This window comes from Comamonas testosteroni ATCC 11996, assembly GCF_000241525.1.
GTDB classification, from domain to species: domain Bacteria; phylum Pseudomonadota; class Gammaproteobacteria; order Burkholderiales; family Burkholderiaceae_C; genus Comamonas; species Comamonas testosteroni.
Map to the genome: position 1 here is coordinate 58,223 of NZ_AHIL01000008.1, position 19,729 is coordinate 77,951.

Consider the following 19,729-nt stretch of genomic DNA (forward strand, 5'->3'; position numbering starts at 1 on the left):
CTGCCAACTCACCTGTTTGCCCAATATCAAAGCGACAACTGACCGCTAACTTACAAAAAAAAGCTTCTCAAAAATTCAAGACTGGGCATTACCCGACCCTCTCCGCACTTACCCGGATTCGTTTTTTTTTGATATGAAAAACCGGGGGCAAACACCGATATCGTAAGTAAGGAGGCGGTCAGACGGGCTTCTCAGAATGCATTGCAAGCAAGCCACCGTGCACCGGATGGCAGGCTGGAAAACTTCAAAGGAGACAACGCTGTGCGAGACCCGGTGATAGAGACAATCCAAAGCAACCCCGCCTACCAGCAACTGCGCCGCAAGCGCAACCGCCTGGGCCTGGCGCTGACCGTTCTGATGCTGATCGTGTACTACGGCTATGTCGCGCTGATCGCGTTCGACAAGGAATTCCTGGCCCGGCCCATCGGCGCGGGAGTGACCACGCTGGGCATTCCCATCGGCATGGGCGTCATCATTTTTTCCGTGATCATTACCGGCCTCTATGTGCGCCGCGCCAACAACGAGTTTGATCAGCTCACCCGCGACATCCTCAAAGGCATCAAGCAATGAAGCAGCGCATCTCTTCCCAATGGCTGGCGGGCGCTGTGGCGCTGGCCGCAACAGCTCCTGTGCTGGCCGCCGGCGGCGACGTCGGCAACGCCGCCAAGCAGGCCACCAACTGGACGGCCATCATCATGTTCACCGCCTTTGTGGTGGCAACCCTGTGGATCACCAAATGGGCTGCGGGCCGCACCAAGTCGGCCTCCGACTTCTACACCGCAGGCGGCGGCATCACCGGCTTTCAGAACGGTCTGGCGATTGCGGGCGACTATATGTCCGCCGCTTCCTTCCTCGGTATCTCTGCCTCCGTCATGGCCAGCGGCTATGACGGCCTGATCTACTCCATCGGCTTTCTGGTCGGCTGGCCGATTCTGACTTTTCTGCTGGCGGAACGCCTGCGCAATCTGGGCCGCTTCACCTTTGCCGATGTGGCCGGCTACCGTTTCGAGCAAAAGCCCTTCCGGATTTTTGCCTCCTGCGGCACGCTGGTGGTGGTGGCCTTCTACCTGATTGCCCAGATGGTCGGCGCCGGCCAGCTCATCAAGCTGCTGTTCGGTCTGGACTACTGGATCGCGGTGGTGCTGGTGGGCGCGCTGATGATGATCTATGTGCTGTTCGGCGGCATGACGGCCACCACCTGGGTGCAGATCATCAAGGCCTGCCTGCTGCTGGCTGGCGTGACCTTCATGGGCTTCATGGTGTTGTCCAAATACGGCTTCAGCCCCGAGGCACTGTTTGCCGAAGGCGTGAAGGTACGCACCCAGATCGCCGCGAACGGCGGCGCAGAGCCTTCCGTGGCAGAAAAGCTCGGCCTGGCCATCATGGGACCGGGCGGCTTCATCAAGGACCCGATCTCCGCCATCAGCTTCGGCATGGCGCTGATGTTCGGCACCCTGGGCCTGCCCCACATCCTGATGCGCTTCTTCACCGTGCCTGATGCCAAGGAAGCGCGCAAGAGCGTGTTCTGGGCCACGACCTGGATCGGCTACTTCTATGTGCTGATCTTCATCATCGGCTTCGGCGCCATCACCCTGGTGCTCACCAACCCCGAAATGGCGGACACGGCCAAGGGCGTGATCCACGGCGGCGCGGGCACGGCCAATATGGCAGCCGTTCTGGTGGCCAAGAGCGTGGGCGGCGATGTGTTCTACGGCTTCATCTCGGCCGTAGCCTTTGCCACGATTCTGGCTGTGGTCGCAGGTCTGACCCTGTCCGGCGCATCGGCCGTCTCGCACGATCTGTACGCCACCGTGATCAAGAAGGGCAAGGCCGACAGCGCCTCCGAACTGCGGGTTTCGCGCATCACCACGCTGTGCCTGGGCTTTGTCGCCGTGCTGCTGGGCATTGTGTTCGAGAAGCAGAACATCGCCTTCATGGTTTCGCTGGCCTTTGCCGTGGCGGCTTCGGCCAACTTCCCGCCGCTGCTGCTGTCCGTGCTGTGGAAAGACTGCACCACCAAGGGCGCCGTCATCGGCGGCTTCATGGGCCTGGTCTCCTCCGTGGGTCTGACCATCGTCTCGCCCTCGGTATGGGAAGGCACCTTGGGCAACCCGGCCGGCTCGGCATGGTTCCCCTACGCCTCGCCTGCACTGTTCTCCATGGCGATCGGCTTCTTTGGCGTGTGGCTGTTCTCCGTGCTCGACAAGAGCGCTCAGGCTGCCAAGGAGCGCTCCGTGTTCCCTGCGCAGCAAGTGCGTTCGGAAACCGGTCTGGGTGCTGCAGGCGCATCCGGCCACTGATGATCTGAATGGCCCGGCGTCATGCCGGGCCCTGGCAGGAATCTGCCCTCACCTCGGCCCGCAGAGACCGCCACGGTTTTCTGCGGGCCTTGTTCATTCCACGTCCAGCCCGCCGGCCTGCGCCAGCTCGAACAGCAACTCACGCGCCCACTGGTGTCCGGGAGAGCGATGGGTGCGCGCATGCCAGGCAGCCGTCTTGGTGAAGCCCGGAATCTCCAGCGGCGGCTCCAGCACCACCAGTCCCGAGTCGGGCTTGACCAGCCGCCGCGGCACGACGGCAATCAGATCGCAGCTGCGCAGGATTTCGGGCAGCACCAGAAAGCTGGTCACGGACAGCGCCACGCGCCGGCGCAGCCCCAGGCGCTCCAGTGCCTCGTCCGTCACACCATGGAAACTGCCTCCGTCATAGGACACCAGCGCATGATCCAGCGCGCAGAAGCGCTCCAGCGACAGGCCACGCCGGCGCGCATCGGGATGGCCCTGGCGCATCACGCAGACATAGCGCTCGTCGAACAGGCGGCGCGCATGCAGATCGGGGGCCGTGCGCTCCGGCGTGACCAGCGCCAGATCGATATCGCCGCGCTCCAATCGCTCGTGCAGCGGCAGATGCTGGGCCGGCACCACGGCCACACACAGACCGGGCGCGCGCTGGCGCAACACGGCCAGAAACGGCAACACCACCGCCTGCAGCGCGTAATCCGTGGCGGCAATGCGCAGCGTCATATGCGCCGTGGCCGGATCAAAGGCCTGGGGACGCAGCAGCGCTTCGGCATTGCACAGCAATTCCTTGAGCGGCCCTGCCAGTGCGAGCGCGCGCAACGTGGGGGCGATGCCGCGCTGCGTGCGCACGAACAGGGGATCGTCGAAGCTCTCGCGCAGCCGCGTAAGCATGCCGCTGACCGCGGGCTGGGTCAGCGCCAGACGCTCGGCAGCGCGCGTCACGCTGCGCTCGTCCAGCAGCGCATCCAGGGCCTTGAGCAGATTCAGATCCAGGCTCTTGATATCAGTCGGCATGATTTCACAAATCAGAAATATCGATTGGATTTATTTCAACACAGACCCCATCATTTCCCCATTCCCTTCGACAGAAGCCCTGCATGCACAGCATTCAATGGCCCGCCGACTACATGCCGGGCACCACCGAACACTTCGTCTCCAGCGAGCTCATTGCCCAGGGCCTGTATTCACCGCTTTCCGAGCCTCACTGCCCTTGATTTTTTGATAGCTGTCAGCACTTTCATTAATTGAATTTCAGATTGTTTTCATACTGAAAACTAGCAATGAAAGTCGATAGGCGCTATCAAACTATTTGCATCCTGCCCTGCCGCAGGACTGCCGACTTCTTCCATTCGCACCACCGATACTCCGCATGTCTGCACTCTTTACCCCTTTCACTCTCAAAAGCCTGACCCTGCGCAACCGCATCGCCATTCCGCCGATGTGCCAGTACAGCGCCGTGGACGGTCTCACCAATGACTGGCACCAGGTTCACTACGCCTCCATGGCGCGCGGCGGCGCGGGGCTGGTGATCGTCGAAGCCACGGGCGTGTCGCCCGAGGGCCGCATCTCGCCCGATTGCACCGGCCTGTGGAACGACGCCCAGATCGACGGCATGTCGCGCATTGCCTCCGGCATCAAGGCCGCAGGCGCCGTGCCCGGCATCCAGATCGGCCATGCCGGGCGCAAGGCCAGCGCCAACAATCCCTGGGAAGGCGACGACCATATTGCCGAAGGCGATGCCCGCGGCTGGCAGCCGATTGCGCCATCGGCCATCGCCTTTGGCGGCGGTCTGCCGCGCGTGCCCCGCGCCATGACGCTTGCGGACATCGCCCGCGTGCAGGCCGACTTTGTCGCGGCAGCCCGCCGCGCCCTTGCTGCCGGCTTTGAATGGCTGGAGCTGCACTTTGCCCACGGCTATCTGGCGCAGAGCTTTTTCTCGCCCCACAGCAACCAGCGCGACGATGCCTATGGCGGCAGCTTCAGCAACCGCGCCCGCTTTCTGCTGGAGACCGTGGCCAAGGTGCGCGAGGTCTGGCCCGAGCATCTGCCGCTGACAGCGCGTTTCGGCGTCATCGAGTACGACGGCCGCGATGAAGAAACGCTGGAGGAATCCATCGCCGTCACGCGCCAGATGCGCGAGCGCGGCCTGGACCTGCTCAATGTCAGCGTCAACTTCGTGATTCCCGATGTGAAGATCCCCTGGGGCACGCCCGCCTTCCTCGCTCCCATTGCCCAGCGCGTGAGCCGCAGCGCCGGCCTGCCCGTGGCATCGAGCTGGGGCATGGATGAACCACAGATTGCCGAGCGCATCGTGGCCGACGGCCAGGTCGATCTGGTGATGATCGGCCGCGCCCATCTGGCCAATCCGCACTACGCCTACCAGCTGGCGCAAAGCCTGGGCGTTGCCCGTCCCGACTGGACCCTGCCCGCTCCCTATGCCCACTGGCTGGAGCGCTATCGCGGCGCCGCCAAGCAGGCCGCAGCCTGAGTCGGCCGTCGCCCCCTCAACGCGCCAAAGATCTCGATCGCAAGGAGGCCGGCTGCCTGCGCTCCTGCGCCATGCAGCCGGGCACGGTTTTCACCGGCGGACCCGCCCTTGCGTGACAGGCGCCGGCTCAGGAGACGCTGGCGCGCTCCAGCACCGCCAGCACGTTGCGCGCCGCTCCCACGCCCATGTTCACATAGGCATCCGAGGTCACGCCGCCGATGTGCGGGCTGAGGATGAAACCCGGCTGATGCAGGAACGGGTGGCCGGCCGCCATGGGCTCGACGGCGAAGCTGTCCAGGCCTGCGGCGCTGACCTGGCCTTGCTGCACGGCGGCCAGCAGCGCGGCCTCGTCGATGAGTCCGCCGCGCGCGGTGTTGACCACAATCACGCCGCGCCTGCAGCACGACAGGGTTGCGGCGTTGAGCAGGTCGCGGTTGTCGTCGGTCAGCGGGCAGTGCAGCGAGATCGCATCGCTTTCGCGCCACAGCGTATCCAGGTCTACGGCCTGCACGTAGCTGGGCAGCTGGCCCGCAAAGGGATCGAAACCGATCACGCGCATGCCCAGTGCATCGGCCATCTTCGCAAAGCGCAGGCCTATGGCGCCCAGGCCGACCAGGCCCACGGTGCGCCCGGCCAGCTCCAGGCTTTTGTGCGTGGGCTTGTCCCAATGGCCGGAGTGCATGCGCGAGTCCAGCTGCACCACCGACTTGGCGCAGGCCAGCAGCAGGGCCAGAGCCTGTTCGGCCACAGCCGCCGCGTTGGCCCCGACCGCCGCCACGACCTCGATGCCGCGCTGCGCGGCCGCGGCCTTGTCTATGGTGTCCGTGCCGCTGCCGTGCTTGGAGATCACCTTGAGCGAAGGTCCGGCGTCCATGACCGCAGCCCCCACCTTGCCGTAGCGCACGATGATGGCGACGGGATCATGCCGGCGGCACAGGGCCACCAGGTCTTGCTCGGTGGGCGTCTTGCCCGCGTAGACGATGTCGTAGCCTTGCAGCAGATCCAGGGCCTGCTGCGCCAGGTCAGCGCCCGTGACGATGATGGTGCTCACAGCGTCTCTCCTTCCTTGAGCACGCCGGCCGCGCGCAGTGCGGCGGGCAGCCACTTCGAGGCCGTGTCGCCACGGGCGATGGCCTCTATGCGCGCGGCCTCGTCGGCCACTTTCCTGTCGGCCAGCGCCAGCATGGCGGGCGCCTTGGCGCGCTCGATCACGACCACGCCGTCGGCGTCGCCCACCACCAGGTCGCCTGGGTTCACCATCGCACCGCCGCAGGAGATGGGGTGATTGATGCGGCCGGGCACGAACTTGGTCGGTCCTGCGGGATTGAAGCCGGCGCTGAACACCGCAAAACCCAGCTCCAGCAGCTCCAGCTTGTCGCGGATCGCGCCATCCACGATCACGCCGCCAAGGCCTTTCTTCTTGCAGGCGCTGAGCATCAGCGTACCCATCAGGGCCGCAGTCTGGTCTCCCTTGCCGTCGATGACCAGGATATCGCCGGGCTTCGCGAGGGCGATGGCGGCGTGGATCATCAGGTTGTCTCCGGGGCGCACCTCGACGGTGAAGGCCGGGCCGGCGAGCTTCATGTCCTGGTGCACGGGTGCCACGCGTGCGTTCATGGTGCCGCGGCGGCCTGCCACGTCGGCCAGGATGGCGGCCTGAAAGCTCGAGGCCTTCTGGACGACCTCGGCGCTGACGCGCTCGAAGTCACGGATGATTTCTGAAAGTTGGCTCATGATGGTTAGGTCCGCGGTTCGGTCCGGTTGCAGAGGTGAAAGTGACGAAGGAGCACGAGTGGCAGGGCGCACCGCGTCCTGCCCGCAAGGGCACATGCCAGGGATGTGCGTCAGACATATGCCTGGCATGTGCGCCAGGCATGGCGCGGCAGGTGTACTGGTTGGGAGCTTTGTCGGCGCGGTGGCGCGGTGGAGTGATCGGCCTCAGTCCAGGCTGGCGCCCGAGTCCTTGACGATGCGGCCCCAGCGCGGCACCTCGGTGCGCAGCAGCTGGGCAAAGGCCTGGGGCGTGCCGCCCAGCACGTCGCCGCCCTCGGAGCGCAGCTTCTCGGCCACATCGGGCTGCTTCAGGGCCAGGTTGATGGCCTTGTTGAGCTGCTGCACGATGGCCTCGGGCGTGCCCGCGGGCGCCAGCACGCCGTACCAGGAGCTGGCCTCGAAGTCCTTGTAGCCGAGCTCGGCCAGCGTGGGCGTGTCGGGCAGCTGGCTGGAGCGCGCCAGCGAGGTCACGACAATGGGCCGCAGCTTGCCGTTGCGCACCTGGCCCAGCAGTGTGGGAATGGCGGACATGTACAGATCGATCTGTCCGCCCACCAGGTCCGTCATGGCCTGGCCTGCTCCCTTGTAGGGCACATGGCGCAGGCTCATGCCCGAGATCTTCTGGGCCTGCTCGCCCGCCAGATGGGCCACGGTGCCGTTACCCGAATAGCCCAGGGTGATGCCGTCGGGCCTGGCCTTGGCCGCCGTAACCAGATCGGCAAAGGTCTTGTAGGGCGTGTTGGCGGGAGCGGCCATGACGATGGGCGCCGAGGACACCAGGGCCACGGGCGCCAGGCTCTTGATCGGGTCGTAGGGCAGCTTGGCGTAGAGCCAGGGGTTGATGGCGAGATTGCTGGTCTGGCCCATGACCAGGGTGTAGCCATCGGGTGCGGCCTTGGCCGCAGCGTCCACGCCCAGGTTGCCGCCCGCGCCGGGGCGGTTGTCCACCACCACGCTCCACTTGTTCTGCTCGGCCATCTTCTGGGCCACGGTGCGCGCAATCATGTCCGTGCCGCCGCCGGGCGGGAACGGCACGATCAGGCGGATCGGCTTGGCCGGATAGGCGGGCTGCGCCAGCGCGCCAGCGAAGGGGGTGACTACGGCCACGAAGCCGAGCACGGCGGCATGCAGGGCGCGCGAAAGCGGGCGAAAGTTCATCTGTTGTCTCCTGTTGGTCGCTTTGAAGCGTGTTCTGATGCGTGCGGCCGGAATCCCCAACCGCTGGAGGCGACTTTAGGCAAACGTTTCAACCCATACAATGCTGTTTCGCACAATGAAACGCATTGCACCATGAGCAACCCCACCCAATCCGCACAGAAGACCGGCGACGGCGTCATTGCCGTCACCCGCGCACTGCAGCTGCTCGAGGCCTTTGCGCTGGGCGAATCGCATCTTTCGCTGGCCGAACTCAGCCGGCGCTGCGGCCTGCACAAGACCACGGTGCTGCGGCTGGCGCGCACGCTGGCCCGGTCGGGCTACATGGTGCAGCGCGAGGACGGGGAATGGCGGCTGGGCCCTTCCTCGGGCTGGCTGGGCGCGCGCTACCAGGCGGGCTTCGATGTGCAGAACGTGCTGGAGCCCGCGCTGCGCGAGCTCACCCAACTCAGCGGCGAAAGCGCCGCCTTCTACGTGCGCGAGGGCCATGTGCGTACCTGCCTGGTACGCGTGGAAGGGCCGCAGGCCCTGCGCCACCATGCGCGCATGGGCGAGGGCTTGCCTCTGGACAAGGGCTCGCCGGGCCGCGTCATCCTGGCGTTCTCGGGCGAGCCCGGCGAGATCTACGAGCAGATCCGCCAAAAAGGCTACCACTGCTCCATCGGCGAGCGCGAGCTGGGTGTGGCGACGGTCTCGGCGCCAGTGTTCGGCATGCACTGGCGGCTCATGGGATCAGTCTGCATCTCGGGCCCTGCATCGCGCCTGCCCGAGGCCAGACTCGAAGCCCTGGCCCGGACCGTGATCGCCGCAGCCAACAAGCTGTCCTATGCGCTGGCCGGCAACTCCGCCACGCCGGCCGCCAGCCCTGTGCGCGCCACGCAGTGGCATCCCTGAAGGCAGGGAACCGGCCCCGAGAGGATTCATTCTTGTCGGAATGAAGATTCAAAAACAATAGCTTTTACCGCTTATTGGAATTGAATTTCAGATACTTTTATATCTGAGTTACTTATCCATCAACCGGTAGAAGCTATCTTTTTATGCATTGGATGTGCTCGGGTGAGCTCAGCGCGCCCAGGCGCAGCCGCCGTCCACAACCAGGGTGGAGCCCACCACATAGTCGCCGGCGCGCGAGGCCAGGAAGATGGCCGCGCCGGCCATATCCTCGGGCTCGCCGATACGGCCCAGAGGCACGCGCCCCGCGGCCTCGTCCGCATGGTCGCGCGCGTCCTTGTTCATCTCCGAGGCGAACGGACCGGGCGCGATGGCGCTGACCACGATGCGCTCGGGCGCCAGGCGCAGGGCCATGCGCTTGGTCAGGTGGATCAGGCCGGCCTTGCTGGCCGCGTAGGAGTAGGTCTCCCAGGGGTTGACCGAGACGCCGTCAATGGAGGCAATGTTGATGACCTTGGCCAGCTGCGCGCCCGCGGCCGACTTGCGTAGCATGGGCGTGAGCGCCTGGGTCAGGAAGAAGGGCGACTTCATGTTCAGGTCCACGACCTTGTCCCAGCCGCTTTCGGGAAATTCGTCATAGGGCGCACCCCAGGCCGCGCCCGCATTGTTGACGAGGATGCCCAGCTCGCCTTCGTGCGCCGCATAGGCATCGACCAGCGACTTCACGCCGTCCATGGTGGACACGTCGGCGGGCAGCGAAACGCAGTGGCCCAGCTGCGACAGCTCGCGCGCCGTCTGGTCGCAGGCCTCGGCCTTGCGCGCCGAGATGTACACGCGCGCGCCCTGGCGCACAAAGCCTTCGGCGATCATGCGGCCGATGCCGCGCGAACCACCGGTGACAAGAGCCGTGCGGCCCTTGAGCGAAAACATCTGCTGGGTATCCATGGTGCGGTCTCCTTGATGGCCATAAAAAACCGCTCCAGCTTATGCAAGGCCTGCCACGCCCGGCGTCGCCTAGGCGCCATGGCCGATGCCAGGGAGAAAGTACCGTCCTACGCCTCGATCCCGGCTCCGGCTCCACACCTGCCGCCCTACACCTGCCGACCTACACCTGCCGCCCTACTCCAGCCCCCAGGGCACGCCGGCCGCGGCCTCCCACTGCTGCGCAAACCAGTCGTCGCCACGCAGATAGGCCTGCAGCATGGGCAGGCCGTCCAGGCCCCAGAACACATGGCCGTCCACCACCCAGGCCGGCACGCCGAATACGCCGGCCTGCTGCGCCTGCTCCGTATTGCTGCGCAGCCATTGCTTGACCTCGGCACCGTCCTCCTCATGGCGCAGCTGCTCCTTCAACTTCTCGCGCAGCTCCTGCAGGCGCTGCGCATCATTGGCCTCACGGCCGCCCTGCCAGACATGCTGCATCACCGCCTGCGCCACAAAGCGGTTGATGCTGCCTTCACGTCCATGGGCCAGCGCCAGCCGCAGCAGCGGCAACGGCTTGAACGGATGCCGGGCCGGCATCTGCAACTCCACGCCCAGCGCATGGCCGAGCCAGCTCACATGTCTGTAGGTCCACAGTCTCTTGGCCGGAATCCCGGCCGGTCCGGGGTTGGCATTGCCTTGCAGCAAGGCCCCCAGCAGCACCGGGCGGTAATCCACGTGATAGCTGAGCCCTTGCAGCGCCTTGGGCATCTGCTCCAGCGCCAGCCACGCATAGGGCGACACAAAGTCCAGATAACAGGTGATGTGCTTCATGTCGGCTCTCCTCAAAGGGTGATCAGATCTCGGCTTTGCGCGGGTCCTCGAGACCTGCACGCTGCAGCAGCTGGCTCCAGATTTGCAGACGCAGCTCGGAATCGCCCTTGGACCAGGCGCGAATCTCGTCAATGGTTCTGAAGCAGCCCTGGCAATGGCTGCGGTCCTGCGTCATGCGGCAGACGTTGATGCAGGGCGAAGCCACGGGCTGGTCGGCCTCGGCCCAGACCAGGGCCACCTCGGCCTTGGCAGCCAGTTGCGCCAGCTGCTGAGCCTGCTGTGCCTGCTGTTCCTGAAGAAGTTCGGTACTCATGCCTGCTCCACCACGTCCGACCAGGGGGCGGCAGTCAGCGCCTGCAGCTGTGCAGGCGATGCGGGAAACACACCGTGCGGATGGCCTGCTGCGGCCCACACGGTCTCGAAGCGTTGCAGCTCGGCATCCATCAAGGTGACGACCTTGGTTGCATGGGCCACGGGGCTGACGCCGCCGATCGAAAAGCCGGTGCTGGACTTGACGAAATCCGCGTCGGCGCGACCGACCTTGCCCACCAGTTGCGTCACTTTCGTTTCATCGACCCGCTTGTCGCCCGAGGTCACGACCAGCACGGCCGCGCCATCGCTCCTGCGCTTGAAGATGATGCTCTTGGCCACCTGCCCGACCAGAATGCTGAGCTGATCGGCTGCCTCCTGTGCAGTGCGGGCTGCGCCATCCAGCATCTGCGGCGCATGCGGATGACCGGCATCCTGCAAAAAGCGGCTGACGCGCTGCACGCCTTCAGGCAGCGCGTGAAGTTCTGATCCACACATACAAACTCTCGAAGAAAGAGCGCCCACCGCGCCCCGTGCATCAAGTGTACTGAGTGATGAAGGCGCTGCACGCGCAAGGCGTACAGGCAAAGCCGTAAAGCATGCCGCCGCTGCCCCAGTAATGAGCGTCTGCACCATCAGCCTGCGGAATCTGAGAATCCAGCTGCAGCACAAAGCGCATGCTCTGGCCGCAGCAGGTGCACAGCGGCTGCCAGGGCGATTGAATCCACGCAGGCTCGCCCCCCACGCGGTACAGATTCTCGCGGCCGTTGGACTGGCCCCAATCCTGGCGCTGCCAGCGTGCGGGCGTTTCTGCCAGTGCCACCTCGGTAGCGCGCAAAGGCCCGCACTCCCAATCCGGCTCCTGCAGCTGACCATCTGCGGCCGCGTTCAGGCAATGCGCCTGGCCTGCTTCATCGTGGCGGTAATGCAGCTCGCCCACGCCGCTTTCCATGCAGGACAGGCACAGCTGCAGATGCACGGTTTGGTCAGCAGGCTGATCGCTGCCAAATACCTTGCTGGCCGGCAAGCTGATCAGGTGCTGCAGCGGCTCGCCGCAATGCTGGCAGTTGCCTGCGCCCGCGCCGCCAAAGCGATAGCGTTCAGGGCTGTGCTGCAGATTCCAGCTGGGGTGCCAGTGCCGGGGAATCCAGGCAATTGCGTGATCCAGATAGCGCGCAGGGAATATCAAATGCATAGCTGCTTGCACACTATGCACCTGCGCTTCAGCCTCAAACTGCTCGACATCGCAATCCAGTTCTGCAAGAGGCGCTATCAAAGGCTTGATGAGTTCGGGCTGTTGATAGCTGGCGGCTTCCAGCACCGTGCGCTCTGCCTCGCTCATGCTGCCGCGCGCCTGGGCCGATTGCAGGGCTGCGGCCACCAGCGCCGGCCAGTCGTCGTCGGCCAGCCAGGACAACGTGTCGTGCAGCGTCACATGCCAGCGCGTATTGCCCGCCAGCAGCGCCTGCGCCAGTTGCTTGACCTCGGCCGCTGGCGCCCGCTGCAGCCAGGGCATGAGTGCGCGCGAGATCGACTCCAGCTGCACGGCCTTGACGGATTCGTCGACATCCAGTGCCGTAATGAAATCTGCTGCTGTCTGCATCTGCGGCTGCGCTTACTTGGGCGGCATCTGCGCGAGCTTGAAGCGCAGTTGCAGCAACTCGATATTCAGATCACGCAAGTCTTTCTCCACATATGCAATATGACTGGAGCTGTTCTTGGCACTGCGTGCTTCGCGCAGCTCTTTTTTCTTCATGTCGATGCGTCGCTGCAGCTGGGCCATTTCTTCCTGCATGTCCAGCCGCTCGCGCACCGGGCCATAGCCCTGCAAAAAGGCAGGCTCCACCTGCGCCGGGCAGTAGCCATACGGGTATTTGCGGCCCGTCTCGGCAAAAGCCTTGCCGCTTTCAGCCGTGCAAAAACCCCGCAGCCCCTGCTGCCAGCCCTGCTGATAGGCCCGCACATCCATCTGCACGCCGTTGTCCTTGCAGGTACGGAAATGGCGCTTGGCCCGGGTGGTGATGTCCTGCTTGCCGTCCATGGCGTCCAACTGGCCCAGATAGGCCCAGTCCGTATCCTTGCACTCTTGGGCATCCATGCCGGCGCAGCCGCCCAGCAGGGCAGCTGCCGCCAGACACAGGGCCAGCGAAAAACGTGATCTTGCTTGCATGGCGGCGATGGTAACAACGCCCGTGCCTGCCCTGCCCGTTCCGGGCCGGGTTTGGCCAGGCCCGGCCTCAACCCGCGCGCTTGGTCAGCAAGGCCTTGGCCACGCGCGACTGCGTGGGGCGGCCCAGGTGCTCGCTGATGAACTGGCCCGCATCGATCAGCTTGTCGAGGTCGATGCCGGTCTCTATGCCCATGCCCTGCAACAGATAGACCACGTCTTCGGTGGCCACATTGCCCGTGGCGCCCTTGGCATAGGGGCAGCCGCCCAGACCCGCAACCGAGGACTGGAAGTTCCAGACCCCCAGATCCAGCGCCGCCAGCGTGTTGCTCAGGGCCTGGCCGTAGGTATCGTGGAAATGGCCGGACACCTGGTCGAGATCGAAGTGCGCCAGCGTGGCTTCCAGCGCCTTTTGCACCTTGACGGGCGTGCCCACGCCGATGGTGTCGGCCACGTCCACACGCTGCACGCCGATGTTCTTCATCAGCCCGGCCAGATAGCCCACCTTCTCGGGCGCGATCTCGCCTTCGTAGGGGCAGCCCACTGTGCAGCTCATGGCGCCGCGCACGGCAATGCCGGCCTCAAGCGCCGCCTGCACCACGGGCGCAAAGCGCTCGATGCTCTCGGCAATCGAGCAGTTGATGTTGCGCTGGCTGAAAGCCTCGCTGGCCGCGCCGAACACCACGATCTCGTCAGGCTTGCCGGCCAGCGCGGCTTCAAAGCCCTTGAGATTCGGCGTGAGCACCGAATACAGCACCCCGGCTTTGCGCGCGATGCCCGCCATCACCTCGGCGTTGTCCGCCATCTGCGGCACCCATTTGGGCGACACATAGCTGGTGACCTCGATCTCCTTGAGGCCGGCGTCCTGCAGGCGCTGCACCAGCTCGATCTTGACGGCGGCAGGCACAGGCTGCTTTTCGTTCTGCAGGCCGTCGCGCGGGCCCACATCGATGATCTTGACGCGTGCGGGGTATTTCATTTCGTTCTCCTATCGCTTCTTTACCTGAACCACTGAACAATCCCCCGTCGCAAGAGACGCCCAGCAAGGGCCTGGGCGGCCCCGTCGTCCCGCAGCGTTGGCGTCGTCCCCCTTCCGAAGAGAAAGGGGGAAGCCGCTAAGCCGCCTAGGCGCAACGGCTCAGGGGGTTAATACCCTTTTCTCAGGTCGACCCGACCTGTGACGGGCTCGCCCCGGCTCATGGCAGCGACCTTGCCCACGATCTGGGCAATGCTGTCCGCTGCCAGCGTGCGGGCCGAGGTATGGGGGGTGAGGATGATTCTGGACTGCTTCCAGAACGGGTGATTCTCGGGCAGCGGCTCCTCACGGAATACATCCAGCATGGCGCCGCTGACATGGCCGGACTCGATCTGCGCAATCAGGTCGGCATCGACCACATGGCCGCCGCGCCCCACGTTGATCACATAGGCGCCGGGCTGCAGCAGCGCCAGCGTGCGGGCGTTGATGATGTCGCGGGTTTCGTCGTGCAGAGGCAGCAGATTGACCAGAATGCGCGTCTCGGACAGAAAGCGGTCCAGACTGTCCATGCCGCTGAAGCATTCGACGCCCTGCAGCTCGCGCGGCGAGCGGCTCCAGCCATTGACCGTGAAATCAAACACCGTCAGCGCCCTGGCCACGCGCTCGCCCATCTTGCCCAGGCCCATCACGCCCACGGGATAGTCCACCCGCCTTGGGTTGCGCTGGTGCTGCCACAGGCCCTGCGCCATATCGGCCTCGTACTGATCGAGGCCACGGAAGAAGCGGATCACGGCCTGGGCCACATACTCGGCCATCTGCACGGCCATGCCCGCATCTTCGAGGCGGTAGACGGGCAGCGCGGCGGGAATGCGCAGCGGCAGCAAGGCATCCACGCCCGCGCCGATGTTGAACATGGCCTTCAGGCCGGACGCCTGCTCGTCGAGGAACTGCTGGGGCGGCGCCCAGACCAGTGCGTAGTCGGCCTGGGGCGCGCCCGGCTCCCAGATGGCAATCTCCGCGCCCGGCAGCGCGTCATGCAAACCTTTGAGCCAGGGTTCCGGCCGCGTATCGTCACAGCAAAATAAGACTTTCATGGATGCCAAGCCTAACGCTTTGCCATGCCTGCTGCAGACGCGGATGGCAAATGGACCGCTATCAAAAAAGAAGCTTCTTGCGCTTTACCTGTCTTGATTTCATCATTGAAAGTGACTGAATTCATGGATGGTCCGGCGCAAGCCGCTCATTTGTTAAACAGTTCAACCCTGGCCGGATCAGGCGGCCACCTCGATGCGCAGCAGCTCGGCGCCTTCGCTGACCTGGTCGCCGGGCACATACAGCAGCTCCAGCACCACGCCATCGCCGGGGGCGGCAATCGTGTGCTCCATCTTCATGGCTTCCATCACCGCCAGCGGCTGGCCCTTGCTGACCTTGTCGCCGGCCTTGACCGTGAACGACACCACCTTGCCCGGCATGGGCGCCGTCAGGCGGCCGCCTTCATGGCCGGTATCGCCGGCGTGCGCCAGCTGGTCGACCACGGTGATCTGGGTGCTGCCCGCCTCGGTGAAGATGGACAGCTGGTCGCCCTGTGCATGGACCACAACCACCGTGCGCTTGCCGTCCAGACCCAGTTCCAGCCGCCCGTCGGCCAATGCGCGCCACTGCAGCGCGGCATCGCTGCGGCTCTCTCCCTCGCCAATGCCGAGCTGATAGGTCTGCGCCGCCTGCGTGCCGCGGCCATAGGCCAGGCCGGCCGTGAAGTCCTCGCCGCGATAGGCAAAGCCGAAGGAGCGCACATAGCGGCCCGACATGCGCCAGCCGTCGCGGCGGCTGAAGGGGTCTGCGCCTTGCGCGGCCTGCTCGCCCTGCAACTGCCAGGCCATGGCAGCAGCAACGGCGAGGTCTCGGCCCACGAAATCCTTGCCGAACAAGGCCTCGCGCTCGCGCTCGATCAGCGCGGTATCAAGCAGGGCATTGGAGAAAGCCTGGCTCTTCACCACCTGGCGCAGAAACTGCACATTGGTCGTCAGGCCCACGATATGGGTCTGGGCCAGCGCCGCGTCCAGACGCGCCAGCGCCTGGGCGCGGTCCTCGCCATGGACGATGAGCTTGGCGATCATGGAGTCGTAGAAGGGGCTGATCGCATCGCCCTCGCGCACGCCGTCGTCCACGCGCACGTCGCTGATCTCGAAGCTGCTGCACACGGGCTTGCGATAGACGGCCAGATGGCCGGTGGCGGGCAGGAAGTTGTTCTCGGGGTTCTCGGCGCAGATGCGTGCCTCGATGGCATGGCCCTGGATACGGAGTTCCGACTGCGCCTTGGGCAAAGGCAGCCCCGAAGCCACCAGCAGCTGCCACCGCACCAGGTCCTCGCCGGTGATGGCTTCGGTCACGGGGTGCTCCACCTGCAGCCGGGTGTTCATTTCCATGAAGTAGAACTTCATGGCTTCGGGCTGGTCGTAGCCGCCGGGCTGCTCGACGATGAACTCCACCGTACCCGCGCCCACATAGTTCACGGCCTTGGCGGCGGCCACGGCCGCCTCGCCCATCTTCTGGCGCAACGCGGCAGTCATGCCCGGCGCCGGCGCTTCCTCGAGCACCTTCTGGTGGCGGCGCTGCACCGAGCAGTCTCGCTCGAACAGATAGACGCAATTGCCCTGTGTATCGCCAAACACCTGAATCTCGATATGACGCGGGCGCAGCACGTACTTCTCGATCAGCACGGCATCGTTGCCAAAGCTGTTGATGGCCTCGCGCTTGCAGGACTCCAGCGAGGCTGCAAAGTCCTCGCTCTTTTCCACCAGGCGCATGCCCTTGCCGCCGCCGCCCGCGCTGGCCTTGATGAGCACCGGATAGCCGATGCGATCGGCCTCCTTGTGCAACATGGCAGGGTCCTGTCCTGCGCCGTGGTAGCCGGGCACCAGCGGCACGCCGGCCTTTTCCATCAGCTGCTTGGACTCGGCCTTGAGACCCATGGCGCGGATCGCGCTGGCGGGCGGGCCGATGAAGACCAGGCCGGCCGCTGCGCAGGCGTTGGCAAAGTCTTCGTTCTCGGAGAGAAAGCCATAGCCGGGGTGAATGGCTTCGGCCCCCGTGGCCTGGGCGGCCTCCAGAATGCGCTCCCAGCGCAGATAGCTGTCCTTGGGCGCGCTGCCGCCGATGTGCACGGCCTCGTCGCAGGCCGCGACATGCTTGGCCCGAGCATCGGCATCGGAATACACAGCCACGGTCTTCACACCCATGCGACGGGCGGTGGCGGCCACACGGCAGGCGATTTCACCGCGATTGGCAATCAGAATTTTCTTGAACATATCGTCTCCGTTTATCGGTCAAATCACCGCTCAGCGCATATCCATCAAACGCAAGCAGCTATGTTTTTTGCAATGGATCCTGCGCATCGCCAGTGCCGCGCAGGCGTCGAAAAATCGCCTTGAGAAAGCGCCAAAGCGCCCAGATCACCAGCCACATCGCAATCACCACGACCAGCAGCACGGCGGCAAACACCAGCGGATTGGTCAGCGCCAGCCAGATGGCGCCCAGCGACACTGTGTCTTCAGCCAGACTGGCTCCCACGTTGGAGAACGGTTCGGGCGAGGTGTTGATGAGGGCACGCGTGGTGGTCTTGGCCGCCTGGCTGGTCGCGGCCAGCGTTCCGCCCATCAAGGCGGCAGCCATGGCCATGGTGGTGCTGTCGGCAGCAAAGACCGAGGCCGCCAGCGCCGCCCCGGCGGGAATGCGCAGCACGCTCTGGAACAGGTCCCAGACCGAATCGACCACGGGAATCTTGTCGGCAAAGAACTCCACGAACAGCAGACCGCCGCTGATGACCAGCACCATGGGGTGCTGCAGCACATGCAGACCGCCGGGCAGCGGCATCAGACCAGTTGCACCCAGCAGGCCCACGACAAACACCACGGCATACAGGCGAAAGCCGCTGGCCCAGCCCAGAGCCGCGGCCAGCGCAAGCATCGAGGCCATGTCCATCTGCCCCACGGCTTGCCCGGCCCTGGCGGCCACATCCCCGACCTGGCCAGCAGCATCGCCCACGGCCCTGGCCGTTTCGGGGTCGATATGCAGGCCGATGCGGTGCAGCCAGTCGATGATGGTTTGCCAGATATCCATGGTGTTCATTCCTTATGTCTCGCCCGGACTCCAAAGCGCCCCGGACACAAGGTTTGTCATCTCATCCGGGCAGCCAGTTGGGTTTGCGCTTGTTGAGAAAAGCCTGCACGCCTTCCTTGCCTTCGCTGCTGGCGCGGATGGTGGCAATCGATTCCACGGTCGCCGCAATCAGCTGCTCGCTGATCTCGCGCTCGGCCATGTCCAGGACCAGGCGCTTGCAGGCCCGCACGGCGGCGGGGCCAGCGCTCAGCAAATGCTTGAGCCAGCCGTCGACCACAGCATCCAGCCCGTCGGCATCGACCACTTCGTGCACATAGCCGATGCGATGCGCCTCCTGCGCCGAAAAGCGCTCGCCCGTGAGAAAGTAACGGTGCGCGGCCCTGGCCCCCATGGCGCGGATCACATAGGGGCTGATGGTGGCGGGAATCAGGCCGATCTTGACCTCGCTGAGGCAAAAGCCCGCCGTGTCGGCCGCCACCGCCATATCGCAGCAGGCCACCAGGCCCATGCCGCCCGCATAGACATCGCCCTGCACACGCGCAATCGTGGGTTTGGGGCATTCGTAGATGACGCGCAGCATCTCGGCCAGCAAACCCGCATCGACGCGGTTTTCGTCGCGCGAGTAATCGGCCATGCGGCGCATCCAGTTCAGGTCCGCGCCCGCGCAGAATGCGGGCCCTTCGGCGGCCAGCACCACGGCGCGCACATCGGCACGCTCGCCGACCTGGAGGAAGGCGGCGGTGATCTCGGCAATCGCCGCATCGCTGAAGGCGTTGCGAATGGCGGGCTGAGCCAGCGTGACGCGGGCGATGCCGCCGTCCACGGTCAAAGTCAAAGCAGTCATGGCTTGTCTCCCAGTGAGTTAGGGCTTTGCAGTTGCGCAGCCGCCGTACCCGGCAGCTGCAGCATCAGGAATTCACGGACCTGCGGCAACCATTGCCCGATATTGGCGGCCCGGTCAAAGAACTGGTGTCCCTCCGCGCCGCTGGATGGAGCAAACACCAGTTTCAGGTTCTGGCCTGCGGCCAGATAGCTTTGCGCCATCTTGCGCACCAGCGGCGGGCGAAAGTAGCTATCGTTCTCGGCATAGATCCACAACTGGGGCACACGACTGGTGGCCGCAAAGCCGGCCACGGTCTTGAGCAGTTGCGCCTCGCCGCAAACCGCGGCTTTCTCGCGCATCTGCGGCTGTGAGCCCCGGCCGCCGGCAAAGTTGACGACGCCGCGCAAGCCCGCGGGCTGCTGCGCCGCCAGAGCCAGCGACGCAAAGCCGCCGGCAGACTTGCCCAGCAGCAGCACATGCGAGCCATCGACATAGGGCAGCTTTTGCCCGTAAGTCATGATGGCCGCCACATCGCGCGCTGCCTCCTGGGCCGCATGGGCGTAATCGGGGGCATCACAGCTGCCGTAGCGATCGGCCAGAGGGCCGTCCGATGCGCCATAGCCGCGGCGCAAGCCCGTCACCACCACATAGCCCAGCTCGGCCAGAGCGCGTGCCTGAGGACCGTAGCGATCGGTCATGGTTTCGCGCGCCTCTTTGCCGCTGGGTGTGCCATGGCTGAGCACGATCAGCCCCCAAGGACCCTGCCCATGAGGACGATAGACATGGCCTGCCAACTCGGCACTGTGCGCGGGCGAATCGCCGCTCGCTGGCACCCAGACCGGAATGCGCGCATCGAACTGCTGCACTTCGGCCCTGGCCTGCTCCATCATGGGCATGGCCAGCGCAGCCGACAGCAGGACTGGCGGCAAGCAGGTGAGGAAATGGCGACGCGACATGATTGGCAGCCTCTGCC

Annotated in this window: 20 protein-coding genes; 4 read left to right on the forward strand and 16 right to left on the reverse strand. The window is 65.1% G+C overall.

The window, feature by feature from the left end:
- Positions 1–261 precede the first annotated feature (261 nt).
- Entirely contained in the window at positions 262–570 is a 309-nt protein-coding gene (locus CTATCC11996_RS03395) for a DUF485 domain-containing protein (protein ID WP_003061686.1), read from the forward strand.
- A complete protein-coding gene (locus tag CTATCC11996_RS03400; RefSeq protein WP_003073085.1) occupies positions 567–2,300 on the forward strand; it encodes a cation acetate symporter in 1,734 nt (577 codons plus the stop codon). Before CTATCC11996_RS03395 ends, CTATCC11996_RS03400 begins: the two co-directional genes overlap by 4 nt.
- A gap of 93 nt (positions 2,301–2,393) precedes the next feature.
- Here CTATCC11996_RS03400 and CTATCC11996_RS03405 read toward each other — a convergent pair whose 3' ends face one another.
- Positions 2,394–3,314 (reverse strand): LysR family transcriptional regulator, encoded by a 921-nt coding sequence (locus CTATCC11996_RS03405; protein ID WP_003073087.1) that lies wholly within the window; start codon positions 3,312–3,314, stop codon positions 2,394–2,396.
- 355 nt (positions 3,315–3,669) lie between these two features.
- Between CTATCC11996_RS03405 and CTATCC11996_RS03410 the strand changes: the two genes are divergently transcribed.
- Positions 3,670–4,788, forward strand: coding sequence for an NADH:flavin oxidoreductase/NADH oxidase (locus CTATCC11996_RS03410; protein ID WP_003073090.1), 1,119 nt, complete (start codon positions 3,670–3,672; stop codon positions 4,786–4,788).
- A 127-nt stretch (positions 4,789–4,915) separates the two neighbouring features.
- Here CTATCC11996_RS03410 and CTATCC11996_RS03415 read toward each other — a convergent pair whose 3' ends face one another.
- The 3 genes from CTATCC11996_RS03415 to CTATCC11996_RS03425 all read right to left on the reverse strand — a co-directional run bounded on the left by CTATCC11996_RS03415 (position 4,916) and on the right by CTATCC11996_RS03425 (position 7,719).
- Positions 4,916–5,839 carry an NAD(P)-dependent oxidoreductase gene (locus tag CTATCC11996_RS03415; RefSeq protein WP_003073092.1) on the reverse strand — a complete coding sequence of 308 codons (924 nt, stop codon included), beginning with the start codon at positions 5,837–5,839 and terminating at the stop codon, positions 4,916–4,918.
- Positions 5,836–6,522 (reverse strand): RraA family protein, encoded by a 687-nt coding sequence (locus CTATCC11996_RS03420; protein ID WP_003073094.1) that lies wholly within the window; start codon positions 6,520–6,522, stop codon positions 5,836–5,838. The genes CTATCC11996_RS03415 and CTATCC11996_RS03420 overlap by 4 nt, the downstream gene beginning before the upstream one ends.
- 204 nt (positions 6,523–6,726) lie before the next feature.
- Complete coding sequence (locus CTATCC11996_RS03425; protein WP_003073097.1) at positions 6,727–7,719, reverse strand: Bug family tripartite tricarboxylate transporter substrate binding protein; 993 nt, start codon at positions 7,717–7,719, stop codon at positions 6,727–6,729.
- A gap of 132 nt (positions 7,720–7,851) precedes the next feature.
- On the opposite strand from CTATCC11996_RS03425, the gene CTATCC11996_RS03430 reads away from it, so the two are divergent.
- Positions 7,852–8,610 carry an IclR family transcriptional regulator gene (locus CTATCC11996_RS03430; protein ID WP_003073099.1) on the forward strand — a complete coding sequence of 253 codons (759 nt, stop codon included), beginning with the start codon at positions 7,852–7,854 and terminating at the stop codon, positions 8,608–8,610.
- Between the two features lie 168 nt (positions 8,611–8,778).
- Here the strand turns inward: CTATCC11996_RS03430 and CTATCC11996_RS03435 are convergent, their stop codons facing one another.
- The 12 genes from CTATCC11996_RS03435 to CTATCC11996_RS03490 all read right to left on the reverse strand — a co-directional run bounded on the left by CTATCC11996_RS03435 (position 8,779) and on the right by CTATCC11996_RS03490 (position 19,712).
- Positions 8,779–9,552, reverse strand: coding sequence for a glucose 1-dehydrogenase (locus CTATCC11996_RS03435; protein WP_003073101.1), 774 nt, complete (start codon positions 9,550–9,552; stop codon positions 8,779–8,781).
- Positions 9,553–9,726: 174 nt separating this feature from the next.
- Positions 9,727–10,362 (reverse strand): DsbA family protein, encoded by a 636-nt coding sequence (locus CTATCC11996_RS03440; protein WP_003073102.1) that lies wholly within the window; start codon positions 10,360–10,362, stop codon positions 9,727–9,729.
- 22 nt (positions 10,363–10,384) lie between these two features.
- Positions 10,385–10,675 (reverse strand): DUF1289 domain-containing protein, encoded by a 291-nt coding sequence (locus tag CTATCC11996_RS03445; RefSeq protein ID WP_003073105.1) that lies wholly within the window; start codon positions 10,673–10,675, stop codon positions 10,385–10,387.
- Positions 10,672–11,169, reverse strand: coding sequence for a YbaK/EbsC family protein (locus CTATCC11996_RS03450; protein WP_003073107.1), 498 nt, complete (start codon positions 11,167–11,169; stop codon positions 10,672–10,674). The genes CTATCC11996_RS03445 and CTATCC11996_RS03450 overlap by 4 nt, the downstream gene beginning before the upstream one ends.
- Before the next feature lie 40 nt (positions 11,170–11,209).
- Positions 11,210–12,274: a hypothetical protein gene (locus CTATCC11996_RS24575; RefSeq protein ID WP_003073110.1), complete on the reverse strand. Its 1,065-nt coding sequence runs from the start codon at positions 12,272–12,274 to the stop codon at positions 11,210–11,212.
- A gap of 12 nt (positions 12,275–12,286) precedes the next feature.
- On the reverse strand, positions 12,287–12,841 hold the full coding sequence (locus CTATCC11996_RS03460; RefSeq protein ID WP_003073111.1) for a DUF2799 domain-containing protein: 555 nt from the start codon (positions 12,839–12,841) through the stop codon (positions 12,287–12,289).
- 67 nt (positions 12,842–12,908) lie between these two features.
- Positions 12,909–13,817 carry a hydroxymethylglutaryl-CoA lyase gene (locus CTATCC11996_RS03465; RefSeq protein WP_003073112.1) on the reverse strand — a complete coding sequence of 303 codons (909 nt, stop codon included), beginning with the start codon at positions 13,815–13,817 and terminating at the stop codon, positions 12,909–12,911.
- Positions 13,818–13,984: 167 nt separating this feature from the next.
- Positions 13,985–14,908 carry a 2-hydroxyacid dehydrogenase gene (locus tag CTATCC11996_RS03470; protein ID WP_034348154.1) on the reverse strand — a complete coding sequence of 308 codons (924 nt, stop codon included), beginning with the start codon at positions 14,906–14,908 and terminating at the stop codon, positions 13,985–13,987.
- A 177-nt stretch (positions 14,909–15,085) separates the two neighbouring features.
- Positions 15,086–17,122 (reverse strand): acetyl/propionyl/methylcrotonyl-CoA carboxylase subunit alpha, encoded by a 2,037-nt coding sequence (locus tag CTATCC11996_RS03475; protein ID WP_003073116.1) that lies wholly within the window; start codon positions 17,120–17,122, stop codon positions 15,086–15,088.
- A gap of 58 nt (positions 17,123–17,180) precedes the next feature.
- Positions 17,181–17,933 carry a DUF4126 domain-containing protein gene (locus CTATCC11996_RS03480; protein WP_003073119.1) on the reverse strand — a complete coding sequence of 251 codons (753 nt, stop codon included), beginning with the start codon at positions 17,931–17,933 and terminating at the stop codon, positions 17,181–17,183.
- A gap of 61 nt (positions 17,934–17,994) precedes the next feature.
- On the reverse strand, positions 17,995–18,777 hold the full coding sequence (locus CTATCC11996_RS03485) for an enoyl-CoA hydratase/isomerase family protein (protein WP_003059063.1): 783 nt from the start codon (positions 18,775–18,777) through the stop codon (positions 17,995–17,997).
- A complete protein-coding gene (locus CTATCC11996_RS03490; RefSeq protein WP_003073122.1) occupies positions 18,774–19,712 on the reverse strand; it encodes an alpha/beta hydrolase family protein in 939 nt (312 codons plus the stop codon). Before CTATCC11996_RS03490 ends, CTATCC11996_RS03485 begins: the two co-directional genes overlap by 4 nt.
- Positions 19,713–19,729: the final 17 nt, after the last annotated feature.

Bases quoted from the DNA above. Each gene is read 5' to 3' on its own strand.
- CTATCC11996_RS03400 (WP_003073085.1), top strand. From the start codon at position 567: ATGAAGCAGCGCATCTCTTCCCAATGGCTGGCGGGCGCTGTGGCGCTG.
- CTATCC11996_RS03405 (WP_003073087.1), bottom strand. From the start codon at position 3,314: ATGCCGACTGATATCAAGAGCCTGGATCTGAATCTGCTCAAGGCCCTG.
- CTATCC11996_RS03410 (WP_003073090.1), top strand. From the start codon at position 3,670: ATGTCTGCACTCTTTACCCCTTTCACTCTCAAAAGCCTGACCCTGCGC.
- CTATCC11996_RS03420 (WP_003073094.1), bottom strand. From the start codon at position 6,522: ATGAGCCAACTTTCAGAAATCATCCGTGACTTCGAGCGCGTCAGCGCC.
- CTATCC11996_RS03425 (WP_003073097.1), bottom strand. From the start codon at position 7,719: ATGAACTTTCGCCCGCTTTCGCGCGCCCTGCATGCCGCCGTGCTCGGC.
- CTATCC11996_RS03430 (WP_003073099.1), top strand. From the start codon at position 7,852: ATGAGCAACCCCACCCAATCCGCACAGAAGACCGGCGACGGCGTCATT.
- CTATCC11996_RS03435 (WP_003073101.1), bottom strand. From the start codon at position 9,552: ATGGATACCCAGCAGATGTTTTCGCTCAAGGGCCGCACGGCTCTTGTC.
- CTATCC11996_RS03440 (WP_003073102.1), bottom strand. From the start codon at position 10,362: ATGAAGCACATCACCTGTTATCTGGACTTTGTGTCGCCCTATGCGTGG.
- CTATCC11996_RS03445 (WP_003073105.1), bottom strand. From the start codon at position 10,675: ATGAGTACCGAACTTCTTCAGGAACAGCAGGCACAGCAGGCTCAGCAG.
- CTATCC11996_RS03450 (WP_003073107.1), bottom strand. From the start codon at position 11,169: ATGTGTGGATCAGAACTTCACGCGCTGCCTGAAGGCGTGCAGCGCGTC.
- CTATCC11996_RS24575 (WP_003073110.1), bottom strand. From the start codon at position 12,274: ATGCAGACAGCAGCAGATTTCATTACGGCACTGGATGTCGACGAATCC.
- CTATCC11996_RS03460 (WP_003073111.1), bottom strand. From the start codon at position 12,841: ATGCAAGCAAGATCACGTTTTTCGCTGGCCCTGTGTCTGGCGGCAGCT.
- CTATCC11996_RS03465 (WP_003073112.1), bottom strand. From the start codon at position 13,817: ATGAAATACCCCGCACGCGTCAAGATCATCGATGTGGGCCCGCGCGAC.
- CTATCC11996_RS03470 (WP_034348154.1), bottom strand. From the start codon at position 14,908: ATGAAAGTCTTATTTTGCTGTGACGATACGCGGCCGGAACCCTGGCTC.
- CTATCC11996_RS03475 (WP_003073116.1), bottom strand. From the start codon at position 17,122: ATGTTCAAGAAAATTCTGATTGCCAATCGCGGTGAAATCGCCTGCCGT.
- CTATCC11996_RS03480 (WP_003073119.1), bottom strand. From the start codon at position 17,933: ATGGATATCTGGCAAACCATCATCGACTGGCTGCACCGCATCGGCCTG.
- CTATCC11996_RS03485 (WP_003059063.1), bottom strand. From the start codon at position 18,777: ATGACTGCTTTGACTTTGACCGTGGACGGCGGCATCGCCCGCGTCACG.
- CTATCC11996_RS03490 (WP_003073122.1), bottom strand. From the start codon at position 19,712: ATGTCGCGTCGCCATTTCCTCACCTGCTTGCCGCCAGTCCTGCTGTCG.